This is a genomic window from Natronomonas sp., from assembly GCF_036625485.1.
Classification (GTDB): domain Archaea; phylum Halobacteriota; class Halobacteria; order Halobacteriales; family Haloarculaceae; genus Natronomonas.
On the sequence record NZ_JAZKTR010000010.1, the window covers coordinates 16,648 to 28,030 of the forward strand.

The 11,383-nt window shown below is 65.8% G+C and carries 14 protein-coding genes; 5 read left to right on the forward strand and 9 right to left on the reverse strand.

Annotated elements, in window-relative coordinates; genetic code table 11:
• Positions 1–31: 31 nt before the first annotated feature.
• Positions 32–277: a DUF7861 family protein gene (locus V5A53_RS02255; RefSeq protein ID WP_332311935.1), complete on the reverse strand. Its 246-nt coding sequence runs from the start codon at positions 275–277 to the stop codon at positions 32–34.
• A 97-nt stretch (positions 278–374) separates the two neighbouring features.
• Between V5A53_RS02255 and gatD the strand changes: the two genes are divergently transcribed.
• The 4 genes from gatD (at position 375) to V5A53_RS02275 (ending at position 4,053) form a co-directional block, all read left to right on the forward strand.
• Positions 375–1,619 carry a Glu-tRNA(Gln) amidotransferase subunit GatD gene (gene gatD, locus V5A53_RS02260; protein WP_332311936.1) on the forward strand — a complete coding sequence of 415 codons (1,245 nt, stop codon included), beginning with the start codon at positions 375–377 and terminating at the stop codon, positions 1,617–1,619.
• A 1-nt stretch (position 1,620) separates the two neighbouring features.
• A complete protein-coding gene (locus V5A53_RS02265) occupies positions 1,621–2,544 on the forward strand; it encodes a GNAT family N-acetyltransferase (protein WP_332311937.1) in 924 nt (307 codons plus the stop codon).
• A gap of 465 nt (positions 2,545–3,009) precedes the next feature.
• Positions 3,010–3,216 carry a hypothetical protein gene (locus tag V5A53_RS02270; protein WP_332311938.1) on the forward strand — a complete coding sequence of 69 codons (207 nt, stop codon included), beginning with the start codon at positions 3,010–3,012 and terminating at the stop codon, positions 3,214–3,216.
• Between the two features lie 66 nt (positions 3,217–3,282).
• Complete coding sequence (locus V5A53_RS02275) at positions 3,283–4,053, forward strand: enoyl-CoA hydratase/isomerase family protein (RefSeq protein WP_332311939.1); 771 nt, start codon at positions 3,283–3,285, stop codon at positions 4,051–4,053.
• Here the strand turns inward: V5A53_RS02275 and V5A53_RS02280 are convergent.
• Positions 4,046–5,164, reverse strand: coding sequence for a hypothetical protein (locus V5A53_RS02280; RefSeq protein WP_332311940.1), 1,119 nt, complete (start codon positions 5,162–5,164; stop codon positions 4,046–4,048). The genes V5A53_RS02275 and V5A53_RS02280 overlap by 8 nt on opposite strands.
• Before the next feature lie 62 nt (positions 5,165–5,226).
• Entirely contained in the window at positions 5,227–5,511 is a 285-nt protein-coding gene (locus V5A53_RS02285; RefSeq protein WP_332311941.1) for a ubiquitin-like small modifier protein 1, read from the reverse strand.
• A gap of 98 nt (positions 5,512–5,609) precedes the next feature.
• Here V5A53_RS02285 and tgtA point away from each other — a divergent pair, with 98 nt between their 5' ends.
• Entirely contained in the window at positions 5,610–7,103 is a 1,494-nt protein-coding gene (tgtA, locus tag V5A53_RS02290) for a tRNA guanosine(15) transglycosylase TgtA (protein WP_332311942.1), read from the forward strand.
• 102 nt (positions 7,104–7,205) lie between these two features.
• Here the strand turns inward: tgtA and V5A53_RS02295 are convergent, their stop codons facing one another.
• The 6 genes from V5A53_RS02295 to V5A53_RS02320 form a co-directional block, all read right to left on the reverse strand.
• Positions 7,206–7,628, reverse strand: coding sequence for an arsenate-mycothiol transferase ArsC (locus V5A53_RS02295; protein WP_332311943.1), 423 nt, complete (start codon positions 7,626–7,628; stop codon positions 7,206–7,208).
• A 1-nt stretch (position 7,629) separates the two neighbouring features.
• A complete protein-coding gene (gene arsB, locus V5A53_RS02300) occupies positions 7,630–8,802 on the reverse strand; it encodes an ACR3 family arsenite efflux transporter (RefSeq protein WP_332311944.1) in 1,173 nt (390 codons plus the stop codon).
• Positions 8,799–9,191: an ArsR/SmtB family transcription factor gene (locus V5A53_RS02305; RefSeq protein WP_332311945.1), complete on the reverse strand. Its 393-nt coding sequence runs from the start codon at positions 9,189–9,191 to the stop codon at positions 8,799–8,801. The genes arsB and V5A53_RS02305 overlap by 4 nt, the downstream gene beginning before the upstream one ends.
• A gap of 204 nt (positions 9,192–9,395) precedes the next feature.
• Positions 9,396–10,406: a phosphate uptake regulator PhoU gene (locus tag V5A53_RS02310; protein ID WP_332311946.1), complete on the reverse strand. Its 1,011-nt coding sequence runs from the start codon at positions 10,404–10,406 to the stop codon at positions 9,396–9,398.
• Positions 10,406–11,071: a phosphate signaling complex protein PhoU gene (phoU, locus tag V5A53_RS02315; protein WP_332311947.1), complete on the reverse strand. Its 666-nt coding sequence runs from the start codon at positions 11,069–11,071 to the stop codon at positions 10,406–10,408. The genes V5A53_RS02310 and phoU overlap by 1 nt, the downstream gene beginning before the upstream one ends.
• Before the next feature lie 2 nt (positions 11,072–11,073).
• On the reverse strand, positions 11,074–11,383 hold a 310-nt coding region (locus V5A53_RS02320; protein ID WP_332311948.1), incomplete at its 5' end, for a phosphate ABC transporter ATP-binding protein.

The following is an 11,383-nucleotide window of genomic DNA, read 5'->3' on the forward strand; positions in this document are numbered from 1 at the left end:
CATCTCGGTCGGGGCTCGAACCACGTGGGGGTCAGGAGGGGCCGCGCTGTCGAAACCAGACGCGCTCACCGACGGGGGATTCGTCGTCGGTGTCGAGTCGGCTCACGAACAGGTCCCGTATCGCGAAGGTGACGGTCAACTCGACGCGCTCGCCAGTGTCGGCTTCGACGGTAACGATGCAGTGGCCGTCGCGTTCGGATACGTCCTCGATACTCCCCTCCGTCCAGCGGTCCCGGTGGTGGGTCGGCTCCTTCGCGTGGATCCGGTCGTGGTCCATGCCACCCGTAGGGACGGAGCCGACATGAGTGTGAACGACGTGCCCCCGTCAACGGGGAAAAGTGGGTTTGAAGGGTACTGGTGTGGTATCCGACTGTATGAACGCAGGGGACCGCGTCCGTGTCGACCGCGGCACCGCCACCTACGAGGGCGTGCTGATGCCCTCGACGACGGCCGAGAATCTGGTCGTCAAACTGGAGGGCGGCTACAACGTCGGTATCGACCGCGACGAGGCCGACGTCGAGGTACTGGAGCAGGATAGCTACGACATCGAGGAGGCACAGGACACCGGCGGCACCTCGGAGATCACCTTCGAAGAGGAGTTGCCGACCATCTCGCTCATCTCGACCGGCGGGACCATCGCCTCGACGGTCGATTACCGGACCGGCGCCGTCACCGCCCAGTTCGACGCCGAGGACGTCCTTCGGGCCGTCCCCGAGTTGGCAGGCCGAGCGAACTACCGGGGCCGCGTCGTCGCGAACATCCTCTCGGAGAACATGACGCCCGACGTGTGGGTCGACCTCGCCGAGGCCGTCCACGAGGAGATCGAACAGGGCGCCGACGGCGTCGTCGTGATGCACGGGACGGACACGATGCAACATACCGCCTCGGCGCTGTCGTTCATGCTCGATACGCCGGTGCCGGTCGTCTTCACCGGCAGTCAGCGCTCGGCGGACCGGCCGTCCTCCGATAACGTGATGAACGCCGTCTGTGCCGTCGAGGCCGCCAAGGCCGACCACTCCGAGACGGTGGTCTGTATGCACGCCGACGAATCCGACGACGACTGTGCCCTCCACCGGGGCACACGCGTCCGGAAGAACCATACCTCCCGTCGGGACGCCTTCGAGACGGTCGGTGCCGAACCGCTCGGCGAGGTCGAATGGAAGACCGGGGAGGTGTCGTTCAACCGCGAACCCGCCGCCCGCGGCGCCGACGACCTGCATCTCGCCGAAGGGCTGGACCGCGACGTCCAGCACATCAAGTTCGTTCCCGGTACGCCGGTCGATTTCCTCGACATCGCCGAGGACGCCTCGGGTCTCGTCATCGAGGGTACGGGCCTCGGCCACGTCACCACCGAGTGGATTCCCCGCATCGAGGAACTCGTCGAGAACGGCACGACGGTCGTCATGACGAGCCAGTGTCTGGAGGGCCGCGTCTGTGACCGCGTCTACGACACCGGCCGGGACCTGCTGGATGCCGGCGTCGTCGAGGCCGGCGACACCTTGCCGGAGACGGCCTACGTCAAACTGATGTGGGCGCTGGCGAACGTCGAATCGGTCGAGGAGACGATGCGGCGATCGGTCGCCGGCGAACTGCAGGAACGCTCCGTTCCGTGGACGTGAGATGAGCGACGCCGAGACCGCTTCCGACGCGCCGGTCGAGACACGGCAGGCCCGCCCCGAGGACCGCGAGGCCGTCGTCGCCTTCACCCGAGACACCTGGCCGGAACTCGGCGGGGATTACATCCCGCGGGTCTTCGACGAGTGGGTGGAAACGGACGGCGCGGACCAGCGTACCTTCGTCGCCACCGTCGACGACCAGCCGGTCGGCATCTGTCAGGGCGCCCTCCTGTCGGACCACGAGGCGTGGGCACAGGGCATGCGCGTCGACCCGGCCTATCGCGGCCGGAATATCAGCCCGAAACTCACCGAAGCCGTCTACGAGTGGGCGGCCGACAGCGGCGCGACGGTCTGCCGGAACATGGTCTTCTCGTGGAACGACGCCGGCCTTGGCCAGTCCCGTGCGATGGGGTTCGAACCGCTGGCGGAGTTCCGCTGGGTGGAGCCGGAACCGCGCGCTGGCGCCAACCCCGAACTCGACATCGTCGACGACCCGACCGTCGCGTGGAGCGTCTTCCACGGCAGCGACGCCTATCACGAACTCCGTGGACTCGGCCTCGACCTCGAGGAGTCGTGGGCGCTCGCGGAGATTACCAAGGAGCGCCTCGCCGAATCCGACCGGGCCTTCGCGGTCGCGGACGACGAACGCGCCCGCGGGATGACCTACCGGACCCGAACCTTCGAGCGCGAGAACGACGACGGAGAGCCGGAAACGTGGTGTGAGTACGGCGTCGGCGCGTGGGACGACCACGAGACGCTCCGGGCGCTCGGCGACGCCATCGCCCGCGACGCCGCCGAACAGGGTGCCGAGCAGGCGCGGATGCTCGTCCCCGAGACACCCCGACACGTCTCCGATGCCGCCTACGCCCGCGTCGACTTCTCCGAGGACCCCGACTTCGTTCTGGAGCGGGACCTGACGCGATACTGACGTCGGGCCAGTCCGCTCCCGTCCGCTGTCACCGATAGCCGTCGATATCGGGTTCACAGAAAGTTTTATGTGTATTGGTAACATATCTCAATCTCCCGACGGGCGCCGTGAGGGCTCGCCGGACGACCCCCTCCGGTCCGGTCACCACCGGGTTGGAGGGAGTTAGAGGCAAAACCAAAGACCCCGTAGAAGGGGAACAAGGTGAACGCCTCGAAGGAGAACCGAAGCGACCCGAAACCCATCCGCCATGGCGGATCGGCGCGAAGGCCAAGTAACGGACCTCGTGTAAACGAGGTTCGCGAATCCGGGACACCGGCAAAAGCCGTATGGGCCGTGGAAAACATCTCCCGTCCGGGTCCAAATCGCGGCGTTCGTTCGTTACCGTCCTTTTCGATTCCGTAGTGGCTACACCGTCAGGTCGAAGGCGACCGCGACGGCGCCGGACAGGGAACCCGGAAGGCGCGGGTGCTCGTTCCCGAGACGCCGCGGCATATCTCGGATGCCGCCTACGCCCGCGTCGGCGACGGCCTCGACGGAGCCTTCGTCGGCCTACTCCTTTTCGGACTGACGCTCGCGTCGGCACTCGAACACGCGCTCGTCGTTCTGCCCTTTCTCGCGATAGGCGCGGCGGGCGCCCTCGGTGCCGAAATCTCACTCGCGCGATTGAGGTAATCAGTACCGGCGTTCGCGACTGCCGCGGGGCATACCTTCTTTGATGCCGCTTCGGTTGGTCGAGGCATGTCCTGGGAGACAGTTACACTCGAGTGGGACGGCGATGTAGCGACGCTGACGATCGACCGACCCGACGCGCTGAACGCGCTGAACGTCGAGACACTTGAGGCGATGCAGGAGGCCCTCGCGGAGGCAAAGCGGGAGGACGCCCGTGCGCTCGTGTTGACGGGGGCGGGCAACGCCTTCATCGCCGGTGCGGACATCAAGTACATGCAGGACCTCTCAACGGAGGAGGCCTTGGAGTGGGGCGAACTCGGCCACGCGGTCGCCGACGCCATCGAGGCGTTCCCCGCGCCGGTCGTCGCCGCCATCAACGGCTTCGCCCTGGGCGGTGGCTGCGAGATGGCGGCGGCCTGTGACCTCCGGGTCGCCGCCGAGTCGGCGGTCATCGGCCAACCGGAGATCGACCTCGGCATCGTTCCGGGGTTCGGCGGCACCCAGCGACTCCCCGAGGTGGCCGGCGAGGAGGCGGCCCGCCGAATCATCTATCTCGGCCAGCGTCTCGACGCGGAGACGGCCGCCGAGGTGGGCCTGGTCGGCGAAGTCGTTGGCGACGACGAACTCGACGCACGCGCGAGCGACCTCGCGGCCGAACTGGCCGAGAAACCCGCCCTCGCGCTCCGGGGGGCAAAGCGGGCGATGAACCAGCGCGCGGAGGGGTCGAAGGAGGCTGGCCTCGGCTACGAGCGGGAGGTCTTCGCCGGCCTGTTCGGTACGCACGACCAGCGCGAGGGGATGGAGGCCTTCGTCGAGGACCGCGACCCGTCGTTCAAGTAGTGAGGTCGAAGGCGACCGCGACGGCGCCGTCACCGATGGCACCGAAGTACGCGAACCGGTATCGACCGGACTGCAGATCGGGACAGACCTCGGCATCGTCGTGGTAGGTCCCCTCGACGATACCGTCCTCGGTCAACTCGAACGCCCACTCGAAGCCGTCGCCGGGCGGGTGGCCGATCGCCTCGTCAGTGTACTCGAAGTAGTCGTCCTCGTCTTTTACTCGGAGGTCCTGCCAGCCGTCGTCGGTGTAGACCTGCAGGTTGTACTTGGCGCGGTTGCCCGTCGAGAGCGTCTCGTCGGCGACGTTCGTCAGTTGGATTCTCGCGGTATCACCGTACTCGTGGTCGAGGCTCTCGACCCGGAGCGAGAACGCCGACTCGCCGTCGGCTTCGATGTCGCCCCACGCCACGTCGACCTCGTCGAACCACTGGGGGTGGCGCTTGATGCCGTCGCGGTCACACTCCAGCGGTGCGACGGGCGACGGATCGGACTCGGGACGGACGTATCCTGGTAGGTCGGCAGGGTCAGGGGACAGCGCGTCGTCGGCCGTCGCAGTCACGGTCGCTTCCTCGCCCCAGCCGTCGGTCACGTCGATGGCGACCTCGTCGCGGGGACCGTCCTCGAAGGCCACACGCAGGAGGGTCGACGGGAACGTCACGACATCGGCACACCCCTCGTTTTCGTCGCTGGTATCGGCGACCGTCGCGTCAGCGCGGAGTCGACCCTCCTCGACGCGGACGTTCCCGACGTCGAGTCGGTTATAACAGGCGTTCGGCCCGACCGACTCGACGACGACGAGGCGTTCGGTCCCGTAGTCGATGCCGTCCAGAAACGTGCTGATCTCGTCGTGGCGGTCCCCGGACGGGTCGAAGATTCCGAGAAGGGCCCGCTGGCGGGCCTCCGAATCGGCGACGGCGGCGTAGCCGACCGAATCCTCACGCCAGCCGGGGTCGTTCCGAACCGTGAGCGGGAGGGTATCGGACTCGGCGATGCCGCCCCCACCGGTCGTCGGCGTTTCGGTGCCGCCGTCGCCGGGGTCGAGACAGCCGGCGAGTGCTGCACCGGCGCCCAGGCCGACGGTTCTGAGGAGGGAGCGTCTATCGGGGTTCATGAGCGAAGGGAGGCGGCGAGTATATGAATCCCTTCTGTAGCCTCAAAGAGTCGTTGAACGTATCAATCGGCGCCGCCGCTGACGGGCGGGAAGAGGGCGAGTTCGTCGCCCTCTTCGAGGACGGTCTCGAAGCCGTCGTCCTTCACGAAGGGGTTGGCGTCGTTGCGGAGGACGCGGATGTGGTCCCGTAGCTCTCCGTCGTCGTCCAGTACCTCCTCTTCAAGTTCGGGATGAGCATCGAGCAGTTGCTCGAAGGCATCCCCGAACGTGTCGCCGGGTTCCGCGGGGACCTCGACGTGTTTCGTGCCGGCGGTCTCCGCGAGATTGGCGAACAGGCGCCATTGCATGGTCGTGGGTCGGTTTGCGTTCCTCTTAGGGGTGTCGGCGGCGACATCCGCGCGCCCGTGACGTAATCCTTACCGCCGTCGGCATGATACGGCTGGTAATGCGAGATATCTTCGAGTTGCGGGACGTCGACGGCGCCGGCCGCATCGGCGAACTCGACGTCCCACGCGCTGGCGTCACCGTCGAGACGCCCGCGCTGTTGCCGGTCATCAATCCCCACATCCGAACGATAGAGCCGTCGACGCTTGAGGCCGACTTCGGCGCGGAGATCCTCATCACCAACGGCTACATCTTCTATACCTCCGAGGAGTACCGCGAGCAGGCCCTCGATGAGGGCCTCCACGAACTGCTGGACTTTTCGGGCGCCATCATGACCGATTCGGGGTCCTTCCAACTCTCCGAATACGGCGAGATATCGGTCACCAACGAGGAGATCCTGCGGTTTCAGGCCGACATCGGCTCGGATATCGGCACGCCCGTCGACATCCCGACGCCACCGGACGTGAGCCGCGAGCAGGCCGAAGAGGAACTCGCGACGACCCAGGAGCGGCTCGAAGCCGCCGAGGACGTCGACGTGGGCGATATGCTCGTCAACGCGCCCGTCCAGGGGTCGACCTACACCGACCTCCGGACCGAGGCCGCCGAACACGCCTACGGCACGGGCCTCGACGTGTTCCCGGTCGGTGCCGTCGTCCCGATGATGAACAACTACCGGTACGCCGACATGGTCGAGGTGGTGCTGGCGGCAAAGCGCGGCCTCGGTGCCGACGCACCGGTCCACCTCTTCGGCGCCGGCCACCCCATGATGTTCGCGCTGGCCGTCGCCGCCGGCTGTGACCTCTTCGATTCGGCGGCCTACGCGCTCTATGCCCGTGACGACCGCTATCTCACGATTTCGGGCACCGAACACCTCGACGAACTCGATTACCTGCCCTGTTCGTGTCCGGTCTGTGCCGAACACACGCCCGACGAACTCCGGGCGGCCGACGAACGCCACCGCGAGGAACTGCTGGCCCGCCACAACCTCCACGTCAGCTATCAGGAACTCCGGACGGTCAAGCAGGCGATTCGCGACGGCGAACTCATGGAACTCGTCGAGCGACGCGCCCGGAGCCACCCTGCGATGGCCGACGGCTACAAGGCGCTGCTCGACGGCGCCGGCCAACTGGAGCGACAAGACCCTGTCTCGAAGGGGTCGTTCTTCTACCTCTCGCCGCAATCCGCGCGCCGCCCGGAGGTCGCCCGCCACCACGACCGCCTCGACCGCCTTCCCGTCGAGGCCGACCGCGTCCTGCTGTCGGAGGGCGGCGACAACCGCAGATTCGACGAGACGTGGCGCCTCCAGCCACCGTTCGGCCCGTTCCCCTCGGCGCTCTCGGAGAGCTACCCGGTTTCGGCGGAGTTCCCGGAGCGCTTCGACCGCGAGGCCTACGAGGCCGCCGCCGAGGGCGTGTGTCGACTGGTCGAGGCCAATCCGGACACCGAGTTCGCCGTCGCCCACTGGCAGTGGCCCGAAAGCGCGCTGGCGGCGCTTCCGGAGTCGGTCGAGACCCTCGAACTCGGCGAGGATAGCGAGAATCCGGTCGAGGACTGATACGGATTCTTGTAACGATGTACCGGTCATTGCCAGTGCGAGTCGGCGATGACCGGTAAAAGACTACAATAATCCGTATGGAAGCGTATAAAAGTAGTCGAGCTAGAGTTCGGCTTCGAGTTCGTCGAACAACGCCCGAACGTTCTCACGGACTTCCTCGCGAATCTCGCGGGCCGTCTCTTCGTCGGCACCGTCGGGATCGCGAAGTGCCCAATCGCGCACGTCGGTGTCGGCGTCGAGTTCCAGCGTCGAACAGCCCATCGTGGCGACGATATCGCAGTCGTTCAATTCGTCGGTCGAGACCTTCCGGGGCGTCCGTTCCGAGAGGTCGAAACCCTCCTCATCCATGAGCTGGACGACGATGTCGTGAACCTCGTCGGCAGGATAGGTGCCGCCGGTGACGATGTCGACGGTGTCTTCGAGGCCGCGTTCGGCGCGTTCGCGCTCGGCGAAGGCCGTCGCCATCTGACTGCGGCCGGCGTTCTGTACACAGACGAATCCGAGTCGAATCGAGTTGTCAGTCATGTTAATCGTCCTCCGTGGGTGGATCGGCTGGCGCGTCGGGAGCGTCGAGACTACCGGTCTTGTGGCCGGTCCAGTCGATACGCCGCTGGAACCAGATAGCGACGTAGACCAGTGCCAGGAGCACGGGTACTTCGATAAGTGGACCGATGACCGTCGTGAAGGCGACACCGGAACTGACGCCGAAGACGGCGACTGCGACCGCGATAGCGAGTTCGAAGTTGTTCGAGGCGGCGGTAAAGCCGATGGCCGTCGTCGTCGAGTAGTCCGCGCCGATGGCGTGGCCCATGCCGAAACTGACGAAGAACATGACGACGAAGTAGATCGTCAGCGGCACCGCGATGAGCAACACGTCGGTCGGTTCGGCGATGATAGCGTCGCCCTGCGTGGCGAACATGACGATGACGGTGAACAGTAGCGCGATGAGTGTCACCGGGCTGATCGTGGGGACGAACGTCTCCTCGTACCACGATTCGCCCTTGAGGCGGACGCCGCCGGACCGCGAGAGGATACCGCCGAGAAACGGGATTCCGAGGAAGACGGCGATAGCCCAGAAGACCTGCTGGGGAGTCACGTCGAAGGTACCGATCTCGGCCGCCAGCGCGCCCAGCCCGAGCAGATCTGGTGCCACGAGGGCGAACAGCCAGACGTAGACGCCGTAGGTGAGGATCTGGAACACGCTGTTGAAGGCGACGAGGCCGGCGGCGTACTCGCTGGAGCCGTCCGCGAGGTCGTTCCAGACGAGCACCATCGCGATACAGCGGGCCATCCCGATGAAGACCAGCCCGAGGAAGAACTCGGGGCGGGCCGGCAGGCCGGGAACGACGCCGCCGAAGAAGATCACCGCGAGGCCGAACATCAGCGTCGGGCCGATAAGCCAGTTCTGCAGGAGGCTCAACCCGAGGACGCGCCACTGGCGGAAGACGGTCGGCAACTGGCCGTAGTTCACCTTCGCCAGCGGCGGGTACATCATCAGGATGAGGCCGATCTCGACGAGGTAGTAGTTCTCGATGGGTCCGACGACCGACGGCGCAACGTAGCCGAGGCCGACGCCGACGGCCATCGCGCCGAAGATCCAGACGGTCAGGTACTTGTCGAGGAAGTTCATCGACCGCGGGTCGCCACAGCTCTCACAGCCGCAGTTCGGGCCGTGTTCGTGGGATTCGGCCGTAGTCATTCGACGCTCCCGTCGAGAACCGTGACGATGGCGACCGCCCGATTCGTCGCGCGATACTGCTTCCAGCGGCCGTCTTTGCGGCCGCGGACGAGACCGGCGTCGACGAGGTCCGACATCGCGTGGCTCAGCGCGCTCTCGCTGACGTCGACGACGGCGTTGAGTTCGCACACGCAGAGTTCCTCGCCGGCCGCGACGAGGACGCGAAGGAGCGTATATCGCGTCTCGTTGCTCAGCGCAGCAAGGACATCGAGTTCCCGGTCGATGCGGCCGCCCTCGACGGCGGCCGTCAGGTTGCCGAGTTCGTCGAGTCGACGGTCGACGTCCTCGCTGCGGCACTCCCCGAGCTGGTCTTCGAGGTATCGTTCGAGCCGTTCGGTTGCCTGTGACACGGAGAATAGTTGAGTATCCTTTCAATTAACATTTTCTATTCTGCACTGGTTTAGGGCCAGAAGGCTAGTGAACGCTAAATATCAAATTTCAGTTGAGGAGATTCGAAAACGTTAATCGATATCGCCCATGTCAGCAGAGGGTCGGTCGGTGTCTTCCCTACCGGGAAAGAGAAACGGGAAGCGTAGAAAAGAGCAGGAAAACGGTTATCTTGGTTCGGCGATTTCGCCGAGCGTGACGATTTCGGCGACGTTACCGCCGTATTCGGCGGTCCGGCGGACGCTTTCGAGCAGACGGCCATAGAGGTAGACGTCGTCGATGTCGGCCTCGTAGAGGTCGCGGTCGAAGGCGTCGAGTCGGTCACGCAGGCGTTCACGTCGCCGGAGGGCTTCGTCGGCGTTCCCATCGAGGGCCATCTCGACGACGCGGCGGGCGTCGGCGGCGAGCTGCTCGAAGCGATCGACGAGGTCGCCCTCGGGTGGCTCCTCGAACCGCTGGCCGACCTCGGCGATGCGTTCGGCGTGGTCGGCGACCCGTTCGAGCTGTCGGCCGACCCGAAACCGGGTGCAGGCCGTCTTCCGGTCGATACCGACCTGTTCGAGTTCGTGGATGTCGACGAGAAGGCGGTAGAACTGCCTGCTGAGCAGGGCGAACAGCCGGTCGACGTCGTCGTCCCGGGAGATGACGTGGTCGGCCAACGCGTCGGCGTCCGCATCGCTCGATAACGCCGACTCGACGGCCTCCTCGTGCATCGACAGCGAGACGGTCCGGAGCTGTTCGAGGGTGCCGTCGACCGACACCTCGGTGGCGTCGAGGAGGTTCCGGGCGACCAGATGCCGCCTCGATTCCTCGGCGATCTCCATCCCGATGAGGCCCGTGATGGCCCGACTGGCCGTTCGCCGCTGTGTGGAGTCGAACCCGGTCGCCGACTCGATCCGAACCTCGTCGGTGCCGGCGGCGTAGGCCGCCTCGATTCGCTTGCGGAGCAGTCCGGGCTCGACCGCCTCGACGTCGATTGTCGTCCGTCGTTCGATACGTTCGGCGTCCGGTCTGGCGACGACGAGCCGGTCCTCGAACGGGTAGACGAGCATCGGCGACCCCGTAGTGATGTCGCGGGCGTCGGCCCACGGCTTCGGAATCGAGACCGTGTAGGTCGACCCGCCCGTCATCTGGACCTTGCGGCGGATCGGCCCACCGTCGGGCAGCTTTCCGGACATCAGTAGACCAACTCCGTGTCGCCCTCGACCGCGTAGACGGTTCGACCGGCGACGTTGACGGCGTGGTCGCCGATGCGCTCGACGTCGCGAATCGTCAACAACAGCCTGGAGACGTCGTCGACGACGTCGCCCGTCTCGTCGCAGTATTCGGTCCGCAGGAGGTCGTCGACGACGCGTTCGCTGGCCGTCTCACAGAGGGCGTCGATCTCGTCGTCATGGGGCGGGATCTCCCGGGCGGCATCGGCGTCGCTGACCTCGTAAGCCGCTATCGCGCGTTGCAACATCGTGCCCGCTTGTTCCCCGATGTGTATCACGTCGATATCGGGATAGCGAGTCCGTTCGGCCCACAGAGCGTAGTCGCCGAGGTTAGTCGCGAGGTCGGCGACGCGTTCGAGGTCGGTGATGATCTTGAAGGAGGCGGTGATAAACCGGAGGTCGCCGGCGACGGGCTGTTGGAGGGCAAACAGATCGATGCAGTCCCCCTCGAGCTCCAGATACAGCTCGTTGATCTCGTGGTCGCTCTCGATGACCTCACGGGCGAGTTGTTCGTCTTTCGATTCGAGCGCGCGCAGGGCGTCGTCGTACCGTTCGAGTACCGCCTCGCCCATCGCGACGACCTCCTCGCGGAGCGATTCGAGTTGCTGCTGGTAGTCGTTACGGGGCATGGTCATCCGAACTTGCCGGAGATGTAGTCCTCGACGCGCTGCTCCTCGGGGTTCTCGAAGATTTTAGTGGTTTCGTCGTACTCGACGAGCCGTCCGCCGGTGAGGAGGACGGCCGTCCGGTCGGAGATGCGGGCGGCCTGCTGCATGTTGTGAGTGACGATAATGACGGTGTACTCCTCGGCGAGGTCGTCGATGAGGTCCTCGATCTTCGAGGCCGCCACGGGGTCGAGCGCCGAGGTTGGCTCGTCCATGAGGAGTACCTCCGGGTCCGGCGCGATGGCCCGGGCGATACAGAGCCGCTGTTGTTGGCCG

What these genes read in the sequence shown, in the direction of transcription:
- V5A53_RS02255 (WP_332311935.1), bottom strand. Translation starts at nt 277, where the DNA reads ATGGACCACGACCGGATCCACGCGAAGGAGCCGACCCACCACCGGGAC.
- gatD (WP_332311936.1), top strand. Translation starts at nt 375, where the DNA reads ATGAACGCAGGGGACCGCGTCCGTGTCGACCGCGGCACCGCCACCTAC.
- V5A53_RS02265 (WP_332311937.1), top strand. Translation starts at nt 1,621, where the DNA reads ATGAGCGACGCCGAGACCGCTTCCGACGCGCCGGTCGAGACACGGCAG.
- V5A53_RS02275 (WP_332311939.1), top strand. Translation starts at nt 3,283, where the DNA reads ATGTCCTGGGAGACAGTTACACTCGAGTGGGACGGCGATGTAGCGACG.
- V5A53_RS02280 (WP_332311940.1), bottom strand. Translation starts at nt 5,164, where the DNA reads ATGAACCCCGATAGACGCTCCCTCCTCAGAACCGTCGGCCTGGGCGCC.
- V5A53_RS02285 (WP_332311941.1), bottom strand. Translation starts at nt 5,511, where the DNA reads ATGCAATGGCGCCTGTTCGCCAATCTCGCGGAGACCGCCGGCACGAAA.
- tgtA (WP_332311942.1), top strand. Translation starts at nt 5,610, where the DNA reads ATGCGAGATATCTTCGAGTTGCGGGACGTCGACGGCGCCGGCCGCATC.
- V5A53_RS02295 (WP_332311943.1), bottom strand. Translation starts at nt 7,628, where the DNA reads ATGACTGACAACTCGATTCGACTCGGATTCGTCTGTGTACAGAACGCC.
- arsB (WP_332311944.1), bottom strand. Translation starts at nt 8,802, where the DNA reads ATGACTACGGCCGAATCCCACGAACACGGCCCGAACTGCGGCTGTGAG.
- V5A53_RS02310 (WP_332311946.1), bottom strand. Translation starts at nt 10,406, where the DNA reads ATGTCCGGAAAGCTGCCCGACGGTGGGCCGATCCGCCGCAAGGTCCAG.
- phoU (WP_332311947.1), bottom strand. Translation starts at nt 11,071, where the DNA reads ATGCCCCGTAACGACTACCAGCAGCAACTCGAATCGCTCCGCGAGGAG.